This is a genomic window from Pseudomonas spelaei (assembly GCF_009724245.1).
Classification (GTDB): domain Bacteria; phylum Pseudomonadota; class Gammaproteobacteria; order Pseudomonadales; family Pseudomonadaceae; genus Aquipseudomonas; species Aquipseudomonas spelaei.
The window spans coordinates 1-26,365 of record NZ_WNNK01000001.1 but is presented as its reverse complement, the minus strand read 5'-3'; the positions used below and the strand labels follow the sequence as shown (position 1 = coordinate 26,365).

The window sequence follows — 26,365 nt, the reverse complement described above, 5'->3', positions numbered from 1 at the left end:
ACTCGCACCTCATGAAAACCCTGCTTACCGCCCTCGCCTCCACCCTGATGCTACTTGGCTCTGCCGCCACTTTCGCCGCCTCCACCGTCGACCTGACCGTTAAAGGGCTCATCGTGCCCAGCGCCTGCACCCCCAGCCTGTCCAGCGGTGGTGTGATCGACCACGGCAAGATTTCCGCCAAGGACTTGCGACCAGACAACCCAACGAATATTGGCACTCATGTCATGACCATGGCGGTGATTTGCGATAGCGCGATTCAGTTTGCACTGCATTCGATCGACAACCGCACGGGCACCTCCCTCAGGCCTTCCGATTTCGGTCTGGGCTTGATCAACGGCAACCAGAAACTGGGCTGGTTTCAACTGACACTGCGCAATCCCATCGCTGACGGCGTAGCGGTACAACCCATTGCCTCCTTCAACGGCAAGGATAATTGGTACAGCGAAAAATTCTGGGACTCGGGCCTGTACATGTCGGTCGCAACCATGGACGACGCGACCCAGCCGGTGGCGGTGAAGGAACTGATGGTAGACCTGGAAGTGTCCACTAGCATCGCCCGCACCGATGGCCTGGACCTGAGCAACGAGGTCACCCTCGATGGCTCGGCCACCCTGGAAGTGAAGTACCTGTAACACCATGGACGCCCATGCCTGAAAGCCATTTACAGGCATGGGCTTTTTCGTGTCGGCCACACTCATCTCTGCCAGTGACCCAACCGATGACCATGCTCTCTCGTTTTTTAGCCGTGCCGCTATTGCTGACCGTTGCCGCCACAACCTTCGCCCTCTCATTTGTCGAGGTTGCGGTGACCGGTCGATTAACGCCTGATGCCTGTCATGTCGTGCTGTCTGGCGAGGGCACTGTCGATCACGGGAAAATCCCCTCCCACACACTCAACGCCAGTGAGTTCACCGTGCTGCCCAGCCAATTGCTGGAACTGACTGTGCAATGCGCCAGGCCAATGCTGTTCGCACTGGTGGGGCTCGACAATCGCTCCGAGTCCTCGCTCGCACCCGATTTTTTCTATGGCCTGGGAAGAAACATCCACGCCCCCGACGAACGACTGGGCTCCGTGGCGCTGTCCTATCGCAACCCGGTGGGCGATGCACAACCCCTGCAAACACTGGCCTCAAGTAACAGTGGTGAAACCTGGGCAGCGGAATCCAATGCCTACCCTCGTTCCTACATGGGCTTTGCCCTGCCAGGGGATCGCCAACCCGACTTCATCAGCCAGTTGACCACCCAATTACGGGTAGACACCTCGATCAACTTGTCGCGCTACCTGACTCTGGACCAGGAAGTACCGCTAGACGGTTCCATCGTGCTGGACTTGCGTTACCTCTGACCCACTCATTCTGTCCCAATGGAAAATCCCGTCATGACGACGACATTGTTGAAAATCGCGGCCCTGGCCTTACTGCTCAATACGCAGGCGCAAGCTGACGGCATGGTTCCGGAGACCTCGGTGGTGATCATTCACGAAGCCGAAGGTGAAGCCGCTGTCTCAGTCACCAACACCGACAATCAACTGGCGCTGCTGCATGTCACCCTGGAAGACATTCCCGAGGACACCGAGTCATTGCTGGTGGTCACCCCGCCGCTGTCGCGGGTCGAAGCGAACACATCACAACTGGTGCGCTTCATTCTGCAAAGCCAGCAGCCGCTACAGACCCAGCGCCTCAAGCGGGTGATTTTCGAAGGCATGCCCCAAGGCCGCCCCGCCACTGAAGCCGGGCATGCCCGGGTCGGTGTAACGGTACGCCAGAACCTGCCAGTGATCATTCACCCCAAGGGACTCGCGCCCAATCGTACCCCCTGGACCGGCCTGACCTGGTCGCTGAACGCTGGCACATTACAGGTGCGCAACAACACCCCTTATGTGGTGCGACTGGCCCAGGAACTGCGTCTGTTACCCGGTGACGGCAGAGCGATGTTGCCCCGCACGTATGTGCTGCCGGGGGAAAGCCTGAGTGTCCCGGCAACAGGCGGGGCGGCCAGTAAAGTCCGGCTGCAGCCAGCGACGGTATATGGCTTTGCCGTAGCCGCCTACGAAGCTCCCATCACCCGCTGACGAAAACTTCAGGCGCCCTGGCGTCTGCATAACGAAGTGACGGCTCGATGACCGTCACCAGGACGCACAGGCGTCCATCACTCGAGTGCCTTTCGTGAAAACAGTATTGAGTTACCGTGACGGCGAAGCCGTGCCCGGCGCACCCTCTCGCCTCGCCTTGGCCGCGACGCTGCTGGCCTGTGCCCTGCTGCCCGCCGAGGCCTGGGCTGAAGAGCGGCCGGGCTTTGACGCCAAGACCCTGCACCAGCGCGGCATTGACCCGCAACTGGCCAGCCTGTTGCTGGACGCACCGCGCTTTGCCGCGGGTCGCCATGCCGTCACCTTGCGGGTCAACGGCCAGCGCCGTGGTCGGCTGGAGGTCAGCGTTGACCCACACGGCGCCCTGTGTTTTGACCGCACGTTGCTGGACACCGCCAATCTGCTGATCCCTGACGACAGCGAGCGTTGCCATGATTTTCTCGCCCGGTATCCGCGAAGCCTGGTGGAGCCGGACCCAGCCACGCTCACGGTTTCGCTGGTGGTGCCGACCGAAGCCTTGCGACCGTTACAGCAGGATGTCTCCGGGTATGAGACCGGTGGTTTCGCGGGCCTGCTCAATTACGACCTCACCGGCTTTTACAACCGTTATGGCGATGATGCCAGCCGTTTTGGCTCGGCCAATACCGAAGTCGGTTTCAATGCCGGCGACTGGATCGTGCGCAGCCGCCAGGTACAAACCTGGCAGGATGGCCTGTCCCGCAGCACTCACCTGGAGGCCTACGCCCAGCGCACCTTCGCCAGCCATCAGGCGGTGTTGCAGGCCGGGCAGATCAACCTCTACAACCCGGTGCTATCCGGTGCGCAGATCACCGGGGTACAAATACTCACCGAGCAGGCCCTTCAAGAGCAGGGCCAGGGCGCGACCATCGACGGGATCGCCAACAGCCCGGCGCAGGTCGAGGTGCGTCAGAACGGTGCCTTGATTCACTCCACGGTGGTGCCCGCCGGGCCGTTTTCCCTGACCGATGTGCGACGTTTGAACACGCGCTCGGACGTCGAAGTCACGGTCAAGGAAAGCAGCGGTGGCGAGCGACGCTTCACCGTGCCGGCCGCCATGCTCGGTCTCGGGTTACCGGCACCTGGCTATTCGGTGGCTGCAGGACGCGTGCGAAATATCGGCGATGCCCAGGGTGACGACCCGTGGGTGATCAGCGCGGGTTGGACCGGTGCCGTGCATCCGCAACTGTCGCTGGGCAGCGGTGTGCTGACGTCCAGCGAATACAGTGCTGCCGGTTTGAGCCTGGGTTGGTTGCCGTGGCTGGACAGCCAGGTGCAACTGTCCAGCCAGGTCTCCGATGCGCGGGCGCGGGATAAGGTTCGAGGCGTGCAAACCGATCTCTCATGGTCCCAGCGGTTGAGTGATCAGTGGTCGTTCAGTGCGGCAAACTCCTGGCGCTCTCCTGGCTATCGAGAGCTGGAGGAGGCGACCTACGAACCGGAAACCACCCAACAGCGGCGCTCGCGTTATCGCGATCAACAAAGCCTCACCCTGGGCTGGTCCCATCCGTGGCTCGGGGCTTTCAGTGCCGGGGCTTCCCGCTCCAGCAACTTTGACGGGAACAGCAGCAGTCGCGGCATCGCATCCTGGGGCACCAGCGTCGGCGGGGTGTCGCTGTCGGCCAGTGCCGAATGGCAGATGGGTGGACGCCAGCAGCAGGACAACGCCGTCTACCTGAACGTCAGCGTGCCGTTGGGTGAGAGCCGTCGGGTACGCGGTTGGCTACGCAATTCAGGTGGTGAACACCGTACCGGTCTGGGTCTGAACGAACAGATCAACGATCAGCTTGGCTATCGGGTCAGTGCCGAACACGACACCCGTGACCAGCAGGTGGAAACCACCCTGGGTATCTCGGCCCTGCCCCGTTACAGCCAACTCGATTTCAGCTACAGCCGCTCCGACGCCGAACGTTCAAGCTATCAGGGCGGCGCCCGGGGCGGTGTGGTACTGCATGGCGGCGGCGTCACGTTGTCGCCTTATCCGGTACGCGACACCTTCGCCGTGGTCTCGGTCGGCGACATGAGCGGCATCAAACTCAGCACGCCCAGCGGTCCGGTGTGGACCGATTGGCAAGGTCAGGCGGTGGTGCCCCAAGTGACCGCGTATGGCCGTAGCCCGGTGGAGGTCCAGACCCGTTCGCTGCCGCGCAATGCCGATATCAGCAATGGCCTGGCGATGATCTCGGCTGGGCGCGGTGCGGTGGACCGGGTCGAATTCGGCGTAAGCCTGACTCGCCGGGTATTGCTGACCGTCAGCACCGATCAGGGCACACCGCTGCCCCGAGGTGCCACCGTCAGTACGGCTGATGGCGAGTTCGTCACGCTGGTTCAGGAAGGTAGCCAAGTGTTCCTGCCCAATGTGTTGGATCAAACCACGCTGTGGATCACGGCCCCCGGAAACAACCGCTGCGAACTGCGCTTCGAATTGCCGCAAAAGGGTGATCCATCGGTGTATTTCGAAACCGCGCCTGCCCGTTGCCATACACCTTGAGGAAGACCGATATGCCCCTTCAAACCTGCCTGCGACGGCTGAGCGCCTGCCTGCTGATCGGTGCGTTGGGCAACGCTCAGGCTCAAGACGAGTGCCAGTTGAACATCAGCGAACCGCTGCTGGATTTCGGGCTGATGAGCCGCGTTGCACAAAGCGACAGCACGCCCCAGCGATTGCTGGGCGAGCGTCGGTTAAGCCTGACCTTCAATTGCCCACAACCGGCGGACATGAGCCTGTTCTATCGCGCCCTGGCGGCGAGTACACAACGGCTGCAATTTACTGAACAGGGCAGCTACGAAATGCAGGTCAGCGATGGCGTGCTGGATGGCCAGGCCGTGGAGCTGGGATTGTTACCGGCCAACGGCCAACCGCCCATCAGCATTGGCACGGCGTTGAACTGGCGTCCAGGCCACGGCATCTCGCCCGTGCTGGCCGGCTCAGTGCTATTGGGCAAGAATTTTTCCCTGCAACTGACCCTTAATGCCTGGGCCGACACCGCCGCCACACACGTCAAGGACGCTACCACCTGGGAGGTCTCCGGTACGGTCTACGGCAGTCAAAGCGGACGCTACCGGGAACTGACATTGCGTGCCCACTTCGCCCCCGTCGCATGCAACCCACACCTGTCCAATGGTGGCCTGGTGGATTACGGCACCTTGCTGGCCAAGGACTTGAGTGCAACCAACGAAACGCCGCTCCCCACCCGGACCTTGCAGTTTTCCGTCAGTTGCGACGCGCCCGCGCCGTTCGCCTTGCGCATGCACGACAACCGCCATGGCTCGGCCACCGGCGGCACCGATGAAACAGCCTATGGCCTGGACCTGGACAGCAGCCATAACAAGATTGGCCGTTATTACTTGACCATTGACCCGGCGGAGTTCACGGCCGATACCTTCGCCACACTCTATCGCACGGACTCCACCAGCAGTGGCGCAGCCTGGAGCAGCTCCAGTTCCCGTCAGATCCCCATGGCGGCCAACAGCCTCATGGGCTTTACCGACAGCGCCGGTAGCACACTCGGCCCCGTGGCGATCCAGAACCTGGCCGGCACTGTGCGTATCAAGGCCTACCTTGCGCCCACCCAGGCCCTGGACCTGCGCAACGTGGTGCAGATCAACGGCTCCGGCACCCTCGAAATCATCTACCTGTAACCTCTGGAGTCCGCCTCATGAAGATGCATTACCTTGCCGTTTCCATCCTGCTGCTGACCGGTGCCCAGCACTCGCTGGCCGCCTCGACCGTGGACCTGAGTGTCAAAGGTGTCGTTATCCCTACCGCCTGCACCCCGCTGCTGTCCAGCGGCGGGCTGATCGACTACGGCAAGATTTCCCAACAGGATTTGAATCTCGACAAGGGCACGCGCTTGCCGGTCAAGCACCTGCAAGTCAGCGTCGGCTGTAATGGCCCGAGCCGTTTTGCCCTGCGCATGCGCGACAATCGCGACGGTTCGGCCATGGTCAACAGTGAGATTTACTACGGGCTGGGGCTCGACAACAGCGGCAACCGCATCGGCCTGTATTCATTGACGTTCGATCCCAGGCAGACCGTGATCGACAGCAGCGCGCTGATCTACGGCACTGAATCCACCACCGGCGGCCTGGCCTGGCGCACCGCCAACCTGAACCCCATCGATATCGGCGCCAACAGTTACCTGGGGTTCACCGACACCGACGGCAGCACCACCGGACCGTCAGCGATCCAGGAGCTGATCAGCACGGTCAAGATCGAAGCCGTGATCAATGCCAAACAGAACCTGGACCTGAGCACCGATATCCTGCTCGACGGCTCGGCGACGATGGAAGTGGTCTACCTCTAGAGTTTCTCGCTGGTGACCTGCACATACAGCGCACGGCCGGCGCCCAGCCCGGCGATGATCGCGCCCAGGCCAATCACTGCGAAGATCCAGCCGATAGCCGTCCAGCCGCCGGTCCAGTCATGCACCAGGCCGACCGCGAACGGGCCAAGGGAAGCCAGGGTGTAGCCAATGCCCTGGGCCATGCTCGACAGGTTGGCGGCCACATGGGAATCGCGCGAGCGCAGTACGATCAACGTCAGTGCCAGGCTGAACGTACCGCCCTGCCCCAGGCCCAGCAGAATCGCCCAGCCCCACAGCCCATCCAGCGGTGCATACAAGCAGCCGAACAGGCCCCCGAGGGTCAGCAACATGACCACCACGATGGCCAGGCGCTGGTCCTTGCCGCGTGTGGCCAACCAGGGCGCCGCCAAGGAACTGGCCAGTTGCACAATCACCGAACCGGAAAGTACCAGCCCGGCTTGGGTGGCCGTCAGTCCACGGCCGATCAGAATCGACGGCAGCCAACCGAACACGATGTAGGCCAGGGACGATTGCAGGCCCATGTACAAGGTCACCTGCCAGGCCAGTGGATCGCGCAGCAAACCGCGCACGCGGTAGGCCACTTGGTGCGCACCGTGCTTCTGGCCCACTTGAGGCAACCAGAACAGCGCAGCCACCAGCGCCGGCAGAATCCAGAAGCCCAGGCCGATGTTCCAGCTGTCGCCAAAGTAGTGACTCAAAGGCACCGTCGAGCCAGCTGCCAGCGCCGCCCCCAGACACAGGGCCATGGTGTAGACGCCAGTCATGGTGCCAGCGTGCTGGGCGAAGTCGCGCTTGACGATGCCCGGCAACAACACACCGATGATGCCGATGCTCGCGCCAGCCAGCAGGCTACCGGCGAACAGTCCGGCTTCACCGAACGAACTGCGCAGAATGATGCCGGCCGCCAACGTCAGCAAAATCCCCAGTACCACCCGCTCAGCACCGAAACGCCGGGCCAGGATCGGCGCCATCGGCGCAAACAAACCCAGGCACAACACTGGCAAGGTGGTCAGCAAGCCGGCCTTGGCCGCCGAGAGACCAAGGCTGCTGGACACTTCGCTGAGCAACGGCGCCATGCTCGACAACGCAGGGCGCAGGTTCAACGCCACCAGAATCAGGCCCAGCAGCAACAGCCACGGGCGGCTCACCACCGGAGGGCTGTGCTGGACCTCTTCGTCATCGGCCTCGGCGTCGATCAGCAGTTCTTCAAGGGCATTGTCTGGGCGGGGCATGGTGTTCTCGGGCTCAAGGTTCATTGATCAGTTGCCGTGAAAGGGCTTTGGCGCGCTCAGGGTCCTGCTGTTCCACAGCATCGAGCAGTTCAGTGTGCAGATCGAAAACGGCCTGACGGCGAGGCTTGATGTTCAGGGTCTGGCGCAACTGCGCACCGACGATGCTGGAGAAGTATTGGTACAGCTCGCTCAACGCCGGGTTGTGTGCGGCATCCACCAGGCGCTTGTGGAACACCAGGTCGCAACTGATGTAGTGCTCCAGATCGCCGTGATAGTGCTCGCCGCTGGTCTTTAACGCCTCGCGCAAGGCCTGCAAGTCTTCATCGGTACGGCGCAACGCCGCCAGGCCAATGGCCTCGGTCTCGATGATCTGCCGCGTCTCTTGCGCCTGGGCCAGGGTGCAGTGGGACAAGGCCTTCATCGCCCCCAGAGGGTCGGTCATCGAACGCAGGTAACTGCCGTCACCCTGGCGGATCTCGATCAATCCGGAAAACGCCAACACCCGCATGGCCTCACGCACGGTATTGCGGCTGATGCCCAGCTCGGCAGACAGCTCGGGCTCGGTGGGCAGGCGTTCGCCGATGGCCCACTTGCCCTCGGTGATGCGCTGGCGCAATTGCTCCAGGGCCTGGTCGACAAGGGAGCGTTTGATCAGTGGGGCAATATCTGTCATGTGATTCGTGTTTTCGTCCAATCATAGGATGAATTTTCCTACATGGTAGTCAGACTTGCCTACAAGAGCAACGCACTAGGGTTTTTAAGCAACAAAAGGAGCGGGATTTTCGATTGTTAAAATTACCCTTAGAGGGTAATTTCAGCCCTAGGTGTCTTATGGAAAAGTACACACCTCATTACGATTTGGCGGTGATAAAGGCGGATGTCAGGCGGCTTGGAAGGAAAGCGTTTACCTGGACAGCAAACGAATGCGGCCAGGGCCTCGGCTTCAGCATCGAGGAAATGCAGACCGTCATTTACGAGCTACAAAACAGGATGTTGTACAAGTCGATGACCACCTATGGAGATCATCGGGTTTGGCAGGACGTCTACCACACCCACTCAAAAGATATGGAGATTTACATCAAGGTCACTTACCGCACAGACGGTAGGCCTCCGGTAATCTCCTTCAAGGAGAAAAACCCATGAAAAAAAACGAGCGGTGCTACATCTGTGGCGCCCCCGATGCCTTGAGTTATTTCGAGGGCCGTAGCGAAACCATCAGCGTCAAAGGCATGGAGCGTCGGGTTGACAATCTTTCAGGCTGGGAATGCGAGGTCTGCGGCGATGGCTTTTGGGACCCCGATACCGACAGTGCAGATCGTTATGGCGAAGCGGGTGACGAACTGGTCCTCGCCGCCCGGAAAATGATTGGTACCGAGATGAAGCGCATCCGCCGCAAACTGCACCTTACGCAAAAGGAAACGGTGCAGTTGCTATCCGGTGGTGGACACAATGCATTTTCGCGCTACGAGCGCGGTGAAGTACTTCCACCAAAAGCATTGATGCTACTGATGCGCCTGCTGGATCGCTATCCGCACTTGCTCGCCGACACCAAGGTCCTAGGCGAAGGGGCGGATCTGCGAGGCGCCTTCACATACACCGTAAACAACAAGCCTGAAACGCTCAAAGCTTCTTAAAATACCAAAAACAAACCCGGCGCCACGCCGGGTTTATTTTTAAGCTTCAGCCACAAATCAATGCAAAATCTGGCTCAAGAACAACTTGGTCCGATCATTCTGCGGGTTGTCGAAGAAGTCATTCGGCGCCGCCTGCTCCACAATCTCGCCCTTGTCCATGAAGATCACGCGGTTGGCTACGGTCCGGGCAAAACCCATTTCGTGGGTCACGCACAACATGGTCATGCCGTCTTCGGCCAGGCCGATCATGGTGTCCAGCACCTCTTTCACCATCTCCGGATCGAGGGCCGAAGTCGGCTCATCAAACAGCATGATTTTCGGCTTCATGCACAGCGCCCGGGCAATCGCCACGCGCTGTTGCTGGCCGCCGGAGAGTTGCCCCGGAAACTTGTGGGCCTGCTCCGGAATACGCACGCGTTCCAGGTAGTGCATGGCAATTTCTTCGGCCTTGCGCTTGGGCATCTTGCGTACCCACATCGGCGCCAACGTGCAGTTTTGCAGGATGGTCAGGTGCGGAAACAGGTTGAAGTGCTGGAACACCATGCCGACTTCCCGGCGCACGCTTTCGATCTGCTTGAGGTCGTTGGTCAGTTCCACGCCATCGACCACAATGCGACCCTGCTGGTGCTCTTCCAGCCGGTTGAGGCAGCGAATGGTGGTGGACTTGCCCGAACCCGACGGACCGCACAGCACGATGCGCTCGCCCTGCTTGACGTTGAGGTTGATGTCTTTCAACACGTGGAACTGGCCGTACCATTTGTTGACGCCCTGCATCTGAATAATGCCTTCAGGGCTCACAGGCTGTTTGATTGCTTCGCTCATCAAAAAACTTCCTAAATTGGGTAGGGACTTAGCGCTTGTGGCCTGTGTCGAGCTTGCGTTCCAGATGCATGGAATAGCGCGACATACCAAAACAGAAAATCCAGAACACCAAGGCGGCGAACACGTAGCCTTCGGTGGCCATGCCCAGCCATTTCGGGTCGGCGGCGGCTTGCTTGACGCTGTTGAGCAGGTCGAACAGGCCGATGATGATCACCAGACTGGTGTCCTTGAACAGCGCAATAAACGTGTTGACGATGCCCGGAATCACCATCTTCAGCGCCTGGGGCAACACCACCAGGCCCATGCTGCGCCAGTACCCCAGGCCCATTGCCGCAGCCGCTTCGTACTGGCCCTTGGGAATCGCCTGCAAACCACCGCGCACCACTTCGGCCACGTAGGCCGACTGGAACAGGATCACGCCGATCAATGCCCGCAACAGCTTGTCGAAGTTCATCCCTTCGGGCAGGAACAGTGGCAGCATCACCGATGACATGAACAGCACGGTGATCAACGGCACGCCGCGCCAGAACTCGATGAAGGTCACGCAGACCACACGAATCGCCGGCATGTTCGAACGACGACCCAATGCCAGTATGATTCCCAACGGCAAGGCCCCGGCGATACCGACGGTGGCGATCACCAGGGTCAGCATCAAACCGCCCCACTGGCTGGTCGCAACATTGGTCAGGCCGAAGATCCCGCCATGCAGCAGGAAGTAGGCAATGATCGGGTACAGCACCAGAAAGCCCAGGCCGTAGACTGCCTTGCGTTGAAAGCGCGAGATGAACAACGGCGCTACACCGACGATGGCCAGCCACACGGTCATGTCCACGCGCCAGCGTAGATCGCCGGGGTAGTAGCCGTACATGAACTGCCCGAAGCGCTGTTGGATAAACACCCAGCAGGCGCCCTCCTTCGTGCAATCGGCCTTGGTGGTGCCGACCCAGTTCGCATCGAGGATTGCCCAATGCAGGATCGGCGGCACGATCAGGTAGATCAGGTAGAACGCCAGGAATGTCAGCAGGGTATTGAGCCAGCTGGAAAACATGTTGGCGCGCATCCACGCCACCGGCCCGAAGACTTTGCCCGGGGGTGGCATGTCAGGTTTGAACGTATGCGTACTCATGCTGGTTTCCTCACCGCTCGATCAGCGCAATGCGCTTGTTGTACCAGTTCATCAGCAAGGAAATGCTGATGCTGATCGCCAGGTACACGCTCATGGTGATAGCAATGACTTCGATGGCCTGGCCGGTCTGGTTGAGCACCGTGCCGGCAAACAGCGAAACCATTTCCGGGTAACCGATACCGGCGGCCAGGGACGAGTTTTTCGCCAGGTTCAGGTATTGGCTGGTCAGCGGCGGAATGATCACTCGCAGGGCTTGCGGGATGATCACCTTGCGCAGCGTCGGCCCAGGGCGCAGGCCCAGGGAGCGAGCGGCCTCGGTTTGGCCGTGGCTGACGGACTTAATGCCCGACCGTACGATCTCGGCGATAAATGCCGCGGTGTACACGGTCAAGGCCAGGGTCAACGCCAACAGTTCGGGAATCAGTACCCAGCCGCCGACGAAGTTGAAACCTTTGAGTTCCGGCATTTCCCAGTGCACCGGCGCGCCAAACACCAGGGTTGTCAGCGCAGGAATCACCAACAGCAACGCCAGGCCCGCCCAGAACTTGTGGAACGGTACACCGGTGGCTTCAAAGCGTTTGTTGGCCCAGCGGGTCATCAGCACGATAGCGCCGACCGCGACCGCAACGCTGATCCAGAATGGCCAGAACCCGTCAGCGGCAATCGCTGCCGGCATGTTCAGGCCACGGCTGCTGACAAAAAACATATCGCCGAAGTTATGGCTGGCACGCGGCCCCGGCATGGTCAGGAATACCGCGAAGTACCAGAACAGGATTTGCAGCAACGGTGGAATGTTGCGGAACACTTCCACATAAACCGTCGCCAGCTTGCTGATGATCCAGTTCGGCGACAGCCGCGCCACACCGATGATGAAGCCGAGGATGGTCGCCAGGACCACGCCGATCACGGTCACCAGCAAGGTGTTCAGCAGGCCGATCACAAAGACCCGGGCATAGCTGTCCGATTCGGTGTAGTCGATCAGGTGCTGCGCGATGCCAAAACCGGCACTGCGCTCAAGGAAGTCGAAACCCGAGGTAATGCCCCGGTGTTGAAGGTTGGTTTGCGTGTTGTTGAACAGGTACCAGCCCAACGAGACCACCGCCACAAGGGTGATGATCTGGAATAGCCACGCACGCACTTTGGGATCGCTGAAGCTGAGCTTCTGCTTGGGTGCGCCGATTTGAGTTTGCATGGAGTGCCCCAGAAAGAATGGTACAGAACATCACCCGGCGGTTGGCCCACCGGGTGATAGAACCATCAGCGATCAGCGCACAGGGGGTGCGTATTGAATGCCGCCGTTGTTCCACAGGGCGTTCAGGCCACGGTCGATTTCCAGCGGCGTGCTCTTGCCGAGGTTCTTCTCGAAGACTTCGCCGTAGTTACCGACCTGCTTGACGATCTGTACGACCCAGTCCTTGCGTACTTTCAGGTCCTTGCCGTATTCACCGTCAGCGCCCAGCAGACGAGCAACGTCCGGGTTCTTGGTGGACTTGGCTTCAGCTTCGACGTTTTTCGAGGTCACGCCGGCTTCTTCAGCGTTAAGCATGGCGAACAGGGTCCACTTGACGATGCTGAACCACTCTTCGTCGCCACGGCGAACCACTGGGCCCAGGGGCTCCTTGGAAATGGTTTCCGGCAGAACCACGTAGTCTTTCGGCGAAGCCAGCTTGCTGCGCTGTGCGTAAAGCTGGGACTTGTCGGAGGTCAGCACGTCGCAACGACCGGATTCCAGCGACTTGGCGCTTTCGTCGGAAGTGTCGAAGGTGATCGGGGTGTACTTGAGGTTGTTGGCACGGAAGAAGTCAGAGACGTTCAACTCGGTGGTGGTACCGGCCTGGATGCAGATGGTTGCACCGTCCAGTTCCTTGGCACTTTTCACGCCCAGCTTGTTGTTGACCAGAAAGCCAACGCCGTCGTAGTAGGTGACACCGGTGAACACCAGGCCCATGCCCGCATCGCGAGAGCTGGTCCAGGTGGAGTTACGCGACAGCACGTCGACTTCGCCGGACTGAAGCGCGGTGAAACGCTCCTTGGCATTCAACTGGCTGAATTTGACCTTGGTGGCGTCACCGAAAACAGCGGCCGCTACGGCACGGCACACATCAGCGTCGATCCCGAGGATCTTGCCGCTGGCATCCGGCACCGAGAAGCCCGGCAAACCGTCGCTCACGCCACACTGCACGAAGCCTTTCTTCTGCACGGCATCCAGGGTGGCGCCGGCTTGGGCGAAACCACTGACACCCAATACGGCGGCCGCGCAAACGATGGCCAGGGTGGATTTCAATACCTTCATTCAAACCTCCAGTTGCTCTTGTTGTGTCGGAGCTTGAGCCCTGCCGCACCCTTATGAGGCGAGATTGACCTGTGTTGGCTTTTTTTGAGGTCAAACGGCATGAGACTGTCGCTGTAAGTCCAGTTGCTATCCCTCAAGCGCCAGTCACTGATAGTGTTACCGCCTGAGGTAAGCGTTGACATCGGGGTTCTCATAGCAAGCCCCGTACCAGACTGCCGGGCGAGTCGTTTCAGCCGCAGGTCAACCCAAAAAGATTCAACCTTGCGACATCTTCTTAACAGATCATCCCGTCGCGCACCGTGCCGACGCACCCAATCAGCGCGCACGCACATTAATGGAGCAGATATGACCGACCCCTTGATTCTTCAGCCCGCCAAGCCCGCAGACGCCTGCGTTATCTGGTTGCATGGCCTGGGCGCCGATCGCTACGACTTCCTGCCGGTGGCCGAAGCCCTACAAGAACAACTGCTGTCCACCCGTTTCGTTTTGCCCCAGGCACCGACCCGTGCGGTGACCATTAATGGCGGCTACGAGATGCCCAGTTGGTACGACATCAAGGCCATGAGTCCGGCCCGCTCCATCAGCATCGAGGAACTCGAAGCGTCGGCCAAAATGGTCACTGACCTGATCGAGGAGCAAAAAAGCAGCGGGATAGACCCTTCGCGGATTTTTCTCGCAGGCTTTTCCCAAGGCGGCGCCGTGGTGTTTCACACCGCTTTCCTGAAATGGCAGGGTGCCTTGGGTGGCGTACTTGCCCTCTCCACCTACGCGCCTACTTTCGGCGACGAGCTGGAGTTGTCCGCCAGCCAGCAACGCATTCCGGTGCTGTGCCTGCACGGCGTGGAGGATGAAGTGGTACTGCCTTCCATGGGCCGAAGCGCCTTTGAGCATTTAAAGACGCGCGGTGTCACCGTCACATGGCAGGAATACCCAATGGGCCACGAAGTGTTACCCCAGGAGATACGCGACATTGGGGACTGGCTGAGCAAGCGCCTGGGCTGAAAACCACACATTGTGTAGCCGTATGACCAACGCACTACGCCGCGCCCGATTCTTGCATTACACTGGCCGGCGTACATTCCTTAACCAATTGATGAGATGACCGTGCTCAAAGCACTCAAGAAGATGTTCGGTAAAAGCGAGGCTGAGCCGCTCGCCCCTGTTCCCAGCGCTCCTGTCCACGCACACGGCAGCCGCAATGACGGTAAACAGCCTGGCCGGACCGCACCTGTTGCCTCGCCAAAAAAACCGCCGGTGACCCAACCTGCGCCGGTAGAAGCCGCTGAAGAACAGCCTGTAGCACACACGCGCCAGGAAAAACCGCGCCGCGAGCGCGCACCGAAACCGGTGGTCATTCCCTGGAAACTGGAAGACTTCGTTGTCGAACCCCAGGAAGGCAAGACCCGCTTTCACGATTTCAAGCTGGCCCCGGAGCTGATGCACGCCATCCAGGACCTGGGGTTCCCGTACTGCACGCCGATCCAGGCACAAGTATTGGGCTTCACCCTGGCGGGCAAAGACGCCATTGGTCGCGCCCAGACCGGCACCGGCAAGACGGCCGCGTTCCTGATTTCGATCATCACCCAACTGCTGCAAACCCCGCCGCCCAAAGAGCGCTACATGGGTGAACCGCGTGCGCTGATCATCGCCCCGACCCGAGAGCTGGTGGTGCAGATCGCCAAGGACGCTGCCGACCTGACCAAGTACACCGGCCTCAACGTGATGACGTTCGTCGGTGGCATGGACTTCGACAAACAGCTCAAGCACCTGGAAGCGCGCCACTGCGACATCCTGGTCGCCACACCGGGCCGTTTGCTGGACTTCAACCAGCGCGGCGACGTGCACCTGGACATGGTCGAAGTGATGGTACTGGACGAAGCCGACCGCATGCTCGACATGGGCTTCATCCCGCAAGTGCGTCAGATCATTCGCCAGACCCCGCCGAAAAACGAACGCCAGACCCTGCTGTTCTCCGCGACCTTCACCGAAGACGTGATGAACCTCGCCAAGCAGTGGACCACCGACCCGTCCATCGTCGAGATCGAAGCGGAAAACGTCGCCAGCGAAAACGTCGAACAACACATCTACGCCGTGGCCGGTGCCGACAAGTACAAGCTGCTCTACAACCTGGTCAACGACAACGGTTGGGAGCGGGTCATGGTGTTCGCCAACCGCAAGGACGAAGTGCGCCGCATTGAAGAGCGCCTGGTGCGCGATGGTGTCAACGCCGCGCAACTGTCCGGCGACGTGCCGCAGCACAAACGGATCAAGACCCTTGAAGGCTTTCGCGAAGGCAAGATTCGCGTGCTGGTGGCCACCGACGTGGCCGGCCGTGGGATTCATATCGACGGCATCAGCCATGTGATCAACTTCACCCTGCCGGAAGTGCCAGACGACTACGTACACCGCATTGGCCGTACTGGCCGTGCCGGTGCTGCCGGGGTGTCCATCAGCTTTGCCGGCGAAGATGACTCGTACCAGTTGCCGTCGATCGAGACCCTGCTGGGTCGCAAGATCAGCTGCGAAACGCCACCGACGCATTTGTTGCGTCCAGTGGAGCGCAAACGCCCTTAAGCGCAAACGCAATAAACTGTGGGAGCTGGCTTGTGTGGGAGCTGGCTTGCCTGCGATAGCATCACCTCGGTGTAACTGATACATCGAGGTGATGCTATCGCAGGCAAGCCAGCTCCCACATTTGGTTTTAGTGTGCTCAAGTCTGCATTCCAGGAGGAAGGTATGAACCAGGCCGACTACATCATCATCGGTGGCGGAATCGCCGGGGCATCTGCCGGCTACTGGCTGTCCCGACACGCCCGGGTAATCGTGCTGGAGCGTGAGTCGCTGCCGGGCTATCACTCCACCGGTCGCTCCGCCGCCCTGTACATCGCCGCCTACGGCACGCCGCAAGTCCGCGCCCTGACCCTGGGCAGCCGTGCCTTCTTCGATCATCCGCCTACAGGCTTTGCCGAACACCTGCTGCTCACACCCCGCGCCGAGCTGCTGGTGGACCTGATCGGTGATCCTGAAGAACTGCAGCGCCAATACTTGAGTGCCAAGGCCCTGGTGCCGGAAACCCGCTTGCTCGACGTCGATGAAGCCATGGCGATGATGCCGATCCTGCGCCGGGAAAAAGTCCATGGCGGGATCTACGATCCAACGGTCTGCGACATCGACACCGATGCGCTGTACCAAGGTTACTTGCGCGGTATTCGGCGCAACGGCGGTGAAATCCACACCGATAACGACGTGCAGAAACTGACCCGAGACGGCGAAGGCCAGTGGCAAATACGCACCTCACAACAACGCTTCAGTGCCCCGGTGATCATCAACGCTGCCGGCGCCTGGGCCGACGCTATCGGTGAGTTGGCCGGCGCCCGTAAAATCGGCCTGCAACCCAAACGCCGCAGTGCTTTCATCTTCGCCCCGCCCGCGGATGTGAACATCCATGCCTGGCCGGAGCTGGCAGCCCTCGACGGCTCGTTCTACATGAAGCCAGACGCCGGCATGTTCCTCGGCTCGCCGGCCAATGCCGACCCGGTGGCCCCCCATGATGTGCAGCCTGAAGAGCTGGATATTGCGACGGGTATCTATCACATCGAGGAAGCCACCACCCTGACCATCCGCCGCCCTACGCGGACTTGGGCGGGGCTGCGCAGTTTTGTCAGCGATGGGGATCTGGTGTGCGGGTTTGATCCGCAGGTGGACGGCTTTTTCTGGATCGCGGCCCAGGGTGGCTACGGAATTCAGACGTCACCGGCCATGGGGCAGGCCAGTGCGGCATTGGTGCGCGGTGAGAAGTTGCCAGAGGCATTGGCGGCATTAGGATTGACCGAGGCAATGTTGTCGCCCAAACGCCTTGTCTAACCCCTGCATGGACTTGCTCGCGAACGTGTAGCCTCATACTTCGGCAGCGGCTACAACGGCGTTCGTTGTTGTGTGTTTGAAGGATTATTTCCAGCGATCGGCGGCGGTATGATCGCTGTCCCGCCCTTCTACCCAGCGCGGCCCTTCAGTGGTGTTTTCTTTCTTCCAGAACGGCGCACGCGTCTTCAGGTAATCCATTACAAACGCACAGGCATCGAAGGCTGCCTGGCGATGGGCACTGGCAGCCGCAACGAAGACGATCGGTTCCCCCGGCTCCAACGCGCCAATGCGGTGCAACACTTCCAACTTGAGCAGCGGCCAGCGTTGCTCGGCCTCCACGGCGATCTTGCCGAGGGCCTTTTCGGTCATGCCCGGATAATGCTCCAGAAACATCCCCGCCACATCGAGACCATCATTGAAGTCGCGCACGTAGCCGACAAAACTCACCACCGCACCCACGCCCACATTCGCCGCGTGCATGGCGTTGACTTCAGCACCGGGATCAAACGCCTCGGACTGCACACGAATAGCCATGTTCAGCCTCCTGTCACTGGGGGGAAAAAGGCTACTTCGTCGCCGTCATTGAGCGGCTCACTGAGGGAGCAAAGTTCTTCATTACGGGCGCACATCAAGCCCGTCTCGTTGAGAACTTCAAAGCCGGGATCCGCCGCCAATGTCTGGCGCACCGCCTCGACCGTGGCGAAGTCACCTTCGACCTCCAGCGAGTCCAGGTCCAAGGCTTCGCGGTAACGGGCAAAAAACAGCACCGTGATACTCATTGTTCATCCGCCTTGAAATGCCCGCTCTTGCCGCCGAGCTTTTCCAGCAGGCGAATGTTTTCGATGGTCATGCCGCGGTCCACGGCCTTGCACATGTCGTAGATCGTCAGCGCGGCGACGCTGGCTGCCGTCAGTGCTTCCATTTCCACACCAGTCTGGCCGGAGAGCTTGCACCGGGCGACGATATGCACCGCGTCATCACCCTCTGCACTGAGCTCGACCTTGACGCCCGTCAGCATCAGCGGGTGGCACAGGGGAATCAAATCACTGGTCTTTTTCGCCGCCTGGATCCCGGCGATTCGGGCCACGGCAAATACGTCACCCTTGGGATGAGCGCCGTCGACAATCATTTTCAGGGTTTCGGGCAGCATGCGCACCCGCGCTTCGGCCACCGCCTCACGGAACGTCACGGCTTTTTCAGTGACGTCGACCATGTGGGCGCGACCTTGGGAATCGAGATGAGTCAGCACAGGGATACTCCTGATCAGGAGCCGCAATTGTAAACCCGTGGGTCAATTTTGCGCAGGGCTGTTTATCCAACAAAAAAAGGGCCGCACTGACCTGTAGCCGCTGCCGAGGCACGAGGCTGCGATGCGGGCCGCAGGAGCGCCGCAAAGGGTCGCTACGCGACCCATCGCAGCCTCGTGCCTCGGCAGCGGCTACAGGGTTCAGCCTGGGTCAGAAGCGGAAAGTGAATCCAGCGTTGATCCCATTGTCGTTGCCACGGTTGGACAGCAAACCGCTGTAGTTCAAGGACACCAAAGTGTCCTTGGTCAGGGCCATTTCCGCGCTGGCCTTGATAATCGCGCCGTCACGGGCAACTGGCACGCTATTGACCGCAAAGGCGTTGTCGCTGCCGGTGAATTTCAGCGAGGCCTCACGATCGGTATCGCCGAACTGATGTGCCCAGCCCAACTCGCCACGCAAGGTCACCGCCGAGGTGCTGCTGACCGGCAGTTGGGTATGTGCCCTCAGACCCAGGGTGGAGAGTGTCGCATCCTGACTTTGCTTGCTGGCATGCAAGGCCGCAGCGCCGCCTTTCTCCTTGAACGAGTCGCTCTGATAGTTCAGATACGTCAGGTTGGCAAAGGGTTCGAACGCAGTCCACTGGGTGTAACCGACCTCGGCGAATACTTGATCGGTACGTGCGTTGTAGTCGGCTCGTTCATGGTCCGACTGGTTGGCGTAAACCACACGCCGCGAAGTGTCCAGACGGTGCCAGGTGGTGGCGCCGCCCAAGCGCAGGGCGATCGCATCAAAGCGTTTGCCGCCGTAGATCGACAGATGATAGTTGTCGCTGTCCGCCGAGGCAGACGACTCGCCATTGAGGTGGCTCTGGGTGTAGCCGGTGGCTGCGCCCACACGCCAACCGTCGCCTACCTCCGTGTCCAGGCCCAACAGCACGCCGCTGGTGGACGAGGTGTAGCCACTGGCATTGTTGTCGCCACTGACGTTACTGCGACCGCCCAGCAGCTGTACCCAACCACCGTTATCGCGGGCATCGATCTGCGCGCTGGAATCCAGCGCCTGGGCTTGTTGCAGCCGGCCGTTGACCGCTTCACGAATGTAGCGACTGTCAGCCATTTGCGCCGCTGCCACGTCCGAGTGCAGTTGCCCCGACAGCTGCTTGAACGCGTCCCGCGCCTGGGCTGCCGAGTCCGATGCCAGCAGGCTTTCGTAAACCGGGTTGCCGGCGCCCAATGTATCGGCTACCGCCGCCACGGCACGCTCGTTGCGGGTTTGCGCGACACTGGCGAACGTCGTCTGGTTGCGCGCCACCGCCAGGGTCAACTGGTTCGGCTGGTAGTTCAGCTGGGTGCCAATGAACAGATAGTTGGGCGAGATGGCCGCAAACTGGCCATTGATGCCCTGGCTGGCGCTGAGGATGTTGAACTGCTGCCCCAGCAGGCTACGGGCCTCGGTGGCGGACAGCAGGTTGGGGCTGTTCTCCAGAGACACGGTCACGACACCACCGTTAAGGGTGGCCACGCCAGTGCTCTGGATCTTGTCGCTTTGCCCGTTGGGACCGACTTCAACGGCATAGACTGAACCTGGGTTGAAGGTGACATCGCCGGTGTTCAGTGTGCCGATCGAATGACCCGGCGCAACAGTACCGCCACTGTTGACAGTCAAGGCGCTGACCGTACCGTTGCCGGCCAGTGTGCCGCCCCGGGTGGTCACTACGCCGTTATCCGCGTTGCGCGTGCCTACGGCGCTGCCATCCACGGTCACGGCAGATATCAGTGAGCCGTCCACCGACAGCTTGCCGCCGCGCACCCAGGTGCTGCCCGAGTAAGTGTTCTTGCCTTCGAGGACCAATTCGCCGTCACCCGACTTGGCCAGGCTGCCGACGTAGGTACCACCGGTGAGCAGGTCCTTGCCTCGTGTCAGGGTCGCCTGTTCCCGTGCCGCACCAATCTCGTACTGGAACTGATCATCTGCCGAGGCATTGGCCGGCAGTCCGTTAAGCCAACCTTTTTGCTGCTTGGTGGCGGTCCAGGTCGCCTGTTCGGTGGTGTCTTCTACACGACGAGCGCGAATGGCCTCATCGGAAATCGGGTTGGCCCAGATGTCCCGGGTGCCAGTGGGCAATGCCACGGCCACCGAGCCAAGGAATTGCCCTGGGCCCTGCATGGCTTTTTGCAGGTTGGGCAAGCCCCAACCGCTGACCACGCCCGGCACTTGCGGCGTGCCAGGCGCAGCGTCGTGTACCGGTTGCAGGTTGTCGTAGGTTCGACCACCGGTCAGGTTGCCGACGGGCGTGTCCGGGCCGTCCGGTGCCTGCAGGCTGGAGGTGGTCAGCAACACATCACGGGCCTGCGTTGCGGTCATGTAGGGGAAGCGCTGGATCACCAGCGCCAGTGCCCCGGAAACGCTTGGCGCGGCGGCTGACGTGCCGTTGGCATTGGGGATGATCTCACCCTCGGGCCCGGTGGACGGGATACCCGAAACGCCCATCACGCACCACCACTTCGACGTGCCGCAGCGGTTGTACACCTGGGCGCTGGTCTCGTCATAACCGGTGATCGACAACCATTTTGATTCGATATCGGGCTTGAAGAACGGCAGGTTGGCGTTGGTATCCGGGTTGGCGCCGTGGCTGTCGTTGCCCGCCGAGATGATCTGGATAAAGGTGTTTTGCCGTCCGGCATCGGCCATGGCGTCCATCCAGGTCTTTTGTCCGGCGTGCGCCTTGTCCCAGAACGGGCGATAAGCGGCCGTCATGTCCCGCAGGTTATCGGCCGCGCTGTCGCCAACGTTGCCGAAGTGATTCTCCACGTCGTTGCGCGAGTTCTGCCCCCAGCTCTGGTTGACGATCGAGACGTTTTTCGCGGCCAGGGCGTTGTAGCTGGCCATGAACGCGTTGTAGTCGAGGTCGTTGGAGCCCTGGAAGCGGTTGTCATCGGTGCCGCCAGTGTTGGCGACAAATATGTTGGCATCGAAGGCGATGCCGTGCATGCCGGTGCCGTTGCGGCTGGCACCCAATACACCGGACATTTCCGTACCGTGGCCGTCGTTGATCACCGGGTCGTATTCACCGGAAATGCTGAAGTGCTCGCCCTTCTGAAACTCGCCATCCGGGGTGTCGTGGAGGTAGCGAGGGTGGGTAGCGTAATACTCGCCGGTGGAAGTCACCGCCTGCACACGGTCCTGACCCTGGGCATTCTTGCCCTGGAACTCGAAGTGTTCGGTGAGGATGCCTGAGTCCAGCACGCCCACATTCACACCCTTGCCGGTCATGCCCAGGGCATAGGCGTAATACGCGTTGGTGCGGTCCAGGCCGGAGTTGACCTGGGCTTCCGGGGTCTTCCAGGTTTGCGCGTTGGCGCTCCAGTCACGGGTAGCGGCCGCCCAAGACTGGCCTGCGTTCAATTGCCCGTTCAGGTTGCTGCTGACACCCGGCTCGACATAGGTGTAGGGCTTGGCGGCGGGCAGATTGGCGATGATCGCTTTGGAGAAATCGAGAATATTGGTGGTGTATTTGCCGTTGTTGCTGAATAACCGGCTGCGGTAGTAATCCAGGCGCGAGGCATAGTCCAACGGCCGCTTGGTGTCGCCGAGCATGGCGCCGATGGTCAGGTTTTCTGGCTGCAACTCATAGTTTTGCTTGAGGGCCGAATCGAACTTGCCGGACTGGGCGGCGAAGTCTTTGGCGGCCAGGTCCACGATATCTGAATAGGCAAACCGCAGGTTCTTGTAGACATCGGTGTTGGGACCAAACGATGAAACAGCTTTCCTGAAGGCCGACTCCAGCACCTGAGAGGTGTAAGGATTGCTGTCGTCTGCCCAGGCCATTGGCCCCTGACCCAGCCATACGGCCAGCCCGAGTGCGATAGGGGTCAGGGGTATCGATTTAAGGCGCGTGACGTATTTGCGTTGAGACAGAGTGAAACCATTACCTGCTGCGTCCATTTTCCTTTCCCTTTGGATATGTGCGTCATCAATGAGCGGTGTATCGGGCTTTTTGTAATAGGCAGGATCACGTTGAAGACCAACGATGGGCTTCAAAACGTCGTCGAATCAGTGAGGTAGTTTTCCGACGGGGTCACGCAATATTTTTATTTTGGTTGCCGTCTGTTTGCGGCGACAAAAAATGTAACAAAATAAATACAAAAACCACAAGCACCCTTGGCCCGTAAAACACCGACAAATCTCGCGTAAAATAAAAAACCCGGATTTCGCGAGAAATCCGGGCTGTTTTGTGGCATTTAGCCACTAACTACGACGAGAGTGGTTACAGATGCGACTCGGCGTATTCGGCCAGAATCGAACGAGGGACCCCTTGCAGGGCGATGTGCACGCCGTTGGGGAAGTCCTTGAAACGTTCCGTCAGGTAGGTCAGCCCGGAGCTGGTCGCGGACAGGTAAGGGGTGTCGATCTGTGCCAGGTTGCCCAGGCACACCACTTTGGAACCGGCGCCGGCACGGGTGATGATGGTTTTCATCTGGTGCGGCGTGAGGTTCTGGCATTCATCGATCAGAATCAGGCTTTGCTGGAAGCTGCGACCTCGAATGTAGTTGAGGGATTTGAACTGCAACGGCACTTTGCTGAGGATGTAATCGACGCTGCCATGGGTGTTTTCGTCATCCATGTGCAAGGCTTCGAGGTTGTCGGTGATCGCCCCCAGCCACGGCTCCATTTTTTCCGCTTCGGTGCCGGGCAGAAAGCCGATTTCCTGGTCCAGGCCCTGCACGCTGCGGGTGGCGATGATGCGGCGATAACGTTTGGTGACCATGGTCTGCTCGATGGCGGCAGCCAGGGCCAGGATAGTTTTCCCGGAACCGGCGGCGCCGGTCAGGTTGACCAGGTGGATGTCCGGATCCAACAGCGCATACAGCGCCAGGCTCTGGTAAATATCACGCGGTTTCAGGCCCCAGGCTTCCTGGTGCAACAGGGGCTCTTGATGCAAGTCGAGGATCAGCAACTTGTCGACCTGGATCTCTTTGATCCAGCCAACAAAGCCCTGTTCGTCAATAATGAACTCGTTGATGTGCACGGCCGGCAGGTTGTCGGTCAGTTGTACCTGGTGCCAGGTGCGGCCATGGTCCTGACGGGTTTCCACCTTGCTGACGCGATCCCAGAACGAGCCGGTCATGGTGTGATAACCACGGGACAGCATCGATACGTCGTCAACCAGTTGGTCGGTACTGTAGTCCTCGGCAGCGATCCCACACGCTCGAGCCTTGAGGCGCATATTGATGTCTTTGGTCACCAGCACCAGGCGCAGGTCCTTGTCGCGCGCGTGCAGGTCGATCAATTGGTTGATGATTTTGTTGTCGTTGAGGTTTTCCGGCAGCAGGCTGTTGGGCTCGCTGCGTTTGCTCATCAGGATCGACAGCAAACCCTTGGATCCGCTTTTGCCACGCTGGATCGGCACGCCCTGCTCAACGTCCTCGGGAGAGGCTTCGCCCAGGGTCTTGTCGATCAGGCGGATAGCCTGACGGCACTCGGCGGCGACACTGTGGTGCCCGCTTTTGAGTTTATCGAGCTCCTCGAGCACGATCATCGGGATGGCGACGTGGTGTTCTTCGAAATTAAGCAGCGCGTTTGGATCGTGGATCAATACGTTGGTATCAAGCACATAAAGGATTGGCTGGTTGGAAGAAGGGTTACGTCCATGATCATCCATACTCGGTCACCTTTGTGGGAGCCAGTCGACGCAATACCGCGACAGTGCTGCGCCTCGATTTGACCATCGAACGCACCTGAGGGGCGTCAAGTGCGGTGCACACAAGAGGTGTCTTGGAAGACGCCACCTGTGTTGCAGGTTTCGGCGGTCTGTCTTCGTAATACCGCAAAACCCATGACAGGAAAAAGCACTTTGACGTTTTTTTGAAGTTTATTTTTCAGGATGACGAATAGCACTAGGCGAGCGCCCCAAGCACCGTTAAAGTCGGAAGTCCGCCTGTATCGAAATATCTCCCAATTTTTACCCCAAAAAACCTCAGCCCCAACAGGGCCGGGCGTTTTGTCATTTTCAGCGAAACGCTTCCCGGCAATCCTGCCAGCCAAGTCCACTTTCAGCCGTCGCCTGCAACAGCCAGGGTAATGCCACCCGTGCCTTGTCCTGGGTGTCATGAAAAACGATCACCCCACGACGCCACAACAGCATCAATGTCAGCACCCGCTGGGCGGATTCGTCGGCCCTGAGCTTGCCAGCTTCGTCCTCCGAATCGATGTCCCACAACGCCACTTGCAACCCCTGGGACTGGAAGAATCCCTGGCTGTCAGCGCGGCGTTGGCCATAGGGTGGGCGGAACAACGGCACGTAGTTCTCCGGCAACAGGTTCTGCACCAGGCTGGCGCTACGGGTGATGGAATTCTGCCAATCCACCCAATGGCTGTGGGAGCGGTATTGCCACCCCTGGATGCCCACGCACTGCCCTTGGTAAAGCCGCTGCACATCCGCTGGCGACGTCTTTTCCAGGCGCGTTTGCAGGCTGTTGCCAAGGGCAAAAAACGTGGCGTGCATTTTCTGTTTGCGCAGGTAGTCAGCCAGCCAATCAGTATTGCCAGCGACCGGCGCCGGACCGCCATCGAAAGTCAGCAGGAACAACCGGTCGTTGAGTTCATCGCCATTACGCTCATGGTCGCCGAAGCGGGCAATCTCGCTGCTGATCTGCGGAAATAGAGCGGCCTTGCGCAGTTGTTCATCCAGATAGCGCTCATGGAACGCCCGGCTGGGTGCGGCCCAGCCTATATAGAAGGAGTTGTCGCTGACCGCGAACTTGCCGGCCTGCTCGCGCAGGTCGTCCATGTTTTCCACCAGGTAGCAGAATGAGGCGTCCTGCTCGCAGCTTTGTTGGGCAAATGTGTAGTTCTCCAGCAGCCGCTGCCACAGTTGGCGGCGCAGGTCATCAATAGAGGCCAGGTTGATATTTTTCAGACCCAGGCGCTGTTTGAGTCCGGGTTCATCCAGGGCTTCGCTGGCCAGCAAGGCATGGGCGAACATCAGGATTTCTGCGCGGGACGCGACGTCGAACAGGGCTGGGCTGCTGAGCTTTTCGGGCCAGGTGCTGCGGTCGAGGCTGGCCACGTCTACCGGGGCGGCCTGGGCGGTCAGGCAGAGCAGCCAGGCGGACAGTATGAGTGCGATTCGCACGGAGGGTCTCCCTATCCAGAGTCGTCGGGCACTATAGCTGATCAGGTGGTTGGGTTGGTGTGGTGTGGTGTGGTGTGCATATCCGTTGCTGCGGTCACGGCGGCTATTGGTTCCGCTCTTACAGCGGGTCACTTTTGAAAAGAGCCCAAAAGTAACCAAAAGGCTCTTGCCCCACCACTCGGTGCCTCGCTTAGGCTCGGCATGCCCTCACTCCGGCATTACTCCGTGGGCCGCCGCAATGGGCCATCCATGGCCCAGTGCGGCTAAACCGGCGTCCTGCCGGTTTACCCACGGACCAATGCCTGCGTTCAGCCATCGTGGTTTAACGGGGCGCCTAAGATCAACCTCAAAAGCAGATCAAGAACACAGCGGCCTACCGGCCGGCTTGAGTGGTGTGGAGCAAAGGCAAGATCAAAAGCGAGCACGGTCGACTGTGGGAGCTGGCTTGCCTGCGATGTAGGCAACTCGGTCTTTCAGGAACACCGAGGTGATGCCATCGCAGGCAAGCCAGCTCCCACAGAAAAGCAGATCTGCTTTCGCTCTGGCCCTTGCTGGGCCTTGCTTTTGCTTCTACCAC

The 26,365-nt window shown here is 60.0% G+C and carries 23 protein-coding genes; 11 read left to right on the top strand and 12 right to left on the bottom strand.

Annotated elements, in window-relative coordinates:
- Positions 1–11 precede the first annotated feature (11 nt).
- The 6 genes from GNF76_RS00115 to GNF76_RS00090 all read left to right on the top strand — a co-directional run bounded on the left by GNF76_RS00115 (position 12) and on the right by GNF76_RS00090 (position 6,414).
- Positions 12–632, top strand: a complete 621-nt coding sequence (locus GNF76_RS00115; protein ID WP_155581171.1) for a DUF1120 domain-containing protein — start codon at positions 12–14, stop codon at positions 630–632.
- 86 nt (positions 633–718) lie between these two features.
- Positions 719–1,345: a DUF1120 domain-containing protein gene (locus GNF76_RS00110; RefSeq protein ID WP_155581170.1), complete on the top strand. Its 627-nt coding sequence runs from the start codon at positions 719–721 to the stop codon at positions 1,343–1,345.
- 33 nt (positions 1,346–1,378) lie between these two features.
- Positions 1,379–2,071 (top strand): fimbria/pilus chaperone family protein, encoded by a 693-nt coding sequence (locus GNF76_RS00105; RefSeq protein ID WP_155581169.1) that lies wholly within the window; start codon positions 1,379–1,381, stop codon positions 2,069–2,071.
- A gap of 94 nt (positions 2,072–2,165) precedes the next feature.
- Positions 2,166–4,598 (top strand): fimbria/pilus outer membrane usher protein, encoded by a 2,433-nt coding sequence (locus tag GNF76_RS00100; RefSeq protein ID WP_178123105.1) that lies wholly within the window; start codon positions 2,166–2,168, stop codon positions 4,596–4,598.
- Positions 4,599–4,609: 11 nt separating this feature from the next.
- The gene (locus GNF76_RS00095) at positions 4,610–5,749 is read left to right on the top strand and encodes a DUF1120 domain-containing protein (protein WP_155581168.1); all 1,140 of its coding nucleotides are present in this window, start codon (positions 4,610–4,612) and stop codon (positions 5,747–5,749) included.
- A gap of 17 nt (positions 5,750–5,766) precedes the next feature.
- A complete protein-coding gene (locus tag GNF76_RS00090; protein ID WP_178123104.1) occupies positions 5,767–6,414 on the top strand; it encodes a DUF1120 domain-containing protein in 648 nt (215 codons plus the stop codon).
- Here GNF76_RS00090 and GNF76_RS00085 read toward each other — a convergent pair.
- The gene (locus tag GNF76_RS00085; protein ID WP_155581167.1) at positions 6,411–7,691 is read right to left on the bottom strand and encodes a CynX/NimT family MFS transporter; all 1,281 of its coding nucleotides are present in this window, start codon (positions 7,689–7,691) and stop codon (positions 6,411–6,413) included. The genes GNF76_RS00090 and GNF76_RS00085 overlap by 4 nt on opposite strands.
- Positions 7,681–8,340: a FadR/GntR family transcriptional regulator gene (locus GNF76_RS00080; RefSeq protein WP_155581166.1), complete on the bottom strand. Its 660-nt coding sequence runs from the start codon at positions 8,338–8,340 to the stop codon at positions 7,681–7,683. The genes GNF76_RS00085 and GNF76_RS00080 overlap by 11 nt, the downstream gene beginning before the upstream one ends.
- 158 nt (positions 8,341–8,498) lie before the next feature.
- Between GNF76_RS00080 and GNF76_RS00075 the strand changes: the two genes are divergently transcribed.
- Positions 8,499–8,810, top strand: coding sequence for a type II toxin-antitoxin system MqsR family toxin (locus GNF76_RS00075; RefSeq protein WP_155581165.1), 312 nt, complete (start codon positions 8,499–8,501; stop codon positions 8,808–8,810).
- Positions 8,807–9,301 carry a type II toxin-antitoxin system MqsA family antitoxin gene (locus GNF76_RS00070; protein ID WP_155581164.1) on the top strand — a complete coding sequence of 165 codons (495 nt, stop codon included), beginning with the start codon at positions 8,807–8,809 and terminating at the stop codon, positions 9,299–9,301. The genes GNF76_RS00075 and GNF76_RS00070 overlap by 4 nt, the downstream gene beginning before the upstream one ends.
- A 57-nt stretch (positions 9,302–9,358) precedes the next feature.
- On the opposite strand, the gene GNF76_RS00065 is transcribed toward GNF76_RS00070, so the two are convergent.
- From GNF76_RS00065 to GNF76_RS00050, 4 genes are all read right to left on the bottom strand, one after another.
- Positions 9,359–10,123 carry an amino acid ABC transporter ATP-binding protein gene (locus tag GNF76_RS00065; protein ID WP_150765918.1) on the bottom strand — a complete coding sequence of 255 codons (765 nt, stop codon included), beginning with the start codon at positions 10,121–10,123 and terminating at the stop codon, positions 9,359–9,361.
- Positions 10,124–10,151: 28 nt separating this feature from the next.
- Positions 10,152–11,249 carry an amino acid ABC transporter permease gene (locus GNF76_RS00060; RefSeq protein WP_155581163.1) on the bottom strand — a complete coding sequence of 366 codons (1,098 nt, stop codon included), beginning with the start codon at positions 11,247–11,249 and terminating at the stop codon, positions 10,152–10,154.
- 10 nt (positions 11,250–11,259) lie between these two features.
- Positions 11,260–12,441: an amino acid ABC transporter permease gene (locus GNF76_RS00055; RefSeq protein ID WP_155581162.1), complete on the bottom strand. Its 1,182-nt coding sequence runs from the start codon at positions 12,439–12,441 to the stop codon at positions 11,260–11,262.
- A gap of 72 nt (positions 12,442–12,513) precedes the next feature.
- Positions 12,514–13,542 carry an amino acid ABC transporter substrate-binding protein gene (locus GNF76_RS00050; protein WP_155581161.1) on the bottom strand — a complete coding sequence of 343 codons (1,029 nt, stop codon included), beginning with the start codon at positions 13,540–13,542 and terminating at the stop codon, positions 12,514–12,516.
- Positions 13,543–13,887: 345 nt separating this feature from the next.
- Between GNF76_RS00050 and GNF76_RS00045 the strand changes: the two genes are divergently transcribed.
- The 3 genes from GNF76_RS00045 (at position 13,888) to GNF76_RS00035 (ending at position 17,406) form a co-directional block, all read left to right on the top strand.
- Entirely contained in the window at positions 13,888–14,544 is a 657-nt protein-coding gene (locus GNF76_RS00045; RefSeq protein WP_155581160.1) for an alpha/beta hydrolase, read from the top strand.
- Positions 14,545–14,640: 96 nt separating this feature from the next.
- A complete protein-coding gene (rhlB, locus tag GNF76_RS00040) occupies positions 14,641–16,116 on the top strand; it encodes an ATP-dependent RNA helicase RhlB (RefSeq protein WP_155581159.1) in 1,476 nt (491 codons plus the stop codon).
- A 162-nt stretch (positions 16,117–16,278) separates the two neighbouring features.
- Complete coding sequence (locus GNF76_RS00035; RefSeq protein ID WP_155581158.1) at positions 16,279–17,406, top strand: NAD(P)/FAD-dependent oxidoreductase; 1,128 nt, start codon at positions 16,279–16,281, stop codon at positions 17,404–17,406.
- An 84-nt stretch (positions 17,407–17,490) separates the two neighbouring features.
- On the opposite strand, the gene moaE is transcribed toward GNF76_RS00035, so the two are convergent.
- The 6 genes from moaE to GNF76_RS00005 form a co-directional block, all read right to left on the bottom strand.
- Complete coding sequence (gene moaE / locus GNF76_RS00030) at positions 17,491–17,940, bottom strand: molybdopterin synthase catalytic subunit MoaE (RefSeq protein ID WP_155581157.1); 450 nt, start codon at positions 17,938–17,940, stop codon at positions 17,491–17,493.
- Between the two features lie 2 nt (positions 17,941–17,942).
- Complete coding sequence (gene moaD, locus GNF76_RS00025; protein ID WP_155581156.1) at positions 17,943–18,185, bottom strand: molybdopterin converting factor subunit 1; 243 nt, start codon at positions 18,183–18,185, stop codon at positions 17,943–17,945.
- Positions 18,182–18,655 carry a cyclic pyranopterin monophosphate synthase MoaC gene (gene moaC, locus GNF76_RS00020; protein ID WP_178123103.1) on the bottom strand — a complete coding sequence of 158 codons (474 nt, stop codon included), beginning with the start codon at positions 18,653–18,655 and terminating at the stop codon, positions 18,182–18,184. Before moaC ends, moaD begins: the two co-directional genes overlap by 4 nt.
- 208 nt (positions 18,656–18,863) lie before the next feature.
- A complete protein-coding gene (locus GNF76_RS00015) occupies positions 18,864–22,598 on the bottom strand; it encodes an autotransporter domain-containing protein (protein ID WP_155581155.1) in 3,735 nt (1,244 codons plus the stop codon).
- 322 nt (positions 22,599–22,920) lie between these two features.
- Positions 22,921–24,315 (bottom strand): PhoH family protein, encoded by a 1,395-nt coding sequence (locus GNF76_RS00010; RefSeq protein ID WP_155581154.1) that lies wholly within the window; start codon positions 24,313–24,315, stop codon positions 22,921–22,923.
- Between the two features lie 348 nt (positions 24,316–24,663).
- Positions 24,664–25,788: a polysaccharide deacetylase family protein gene (locus GNF76_RS00005; RefSeq protein WP_178123102.1), complete on the bottom strand. Its 1,125-nt coding sequence runs from the start codon at positions 25,786–25,788 to the stop codon at positions 24,664–24,666.
- Between the last annotated feature and the right edge of the window lie 577 nt (positions 25,789–26,365).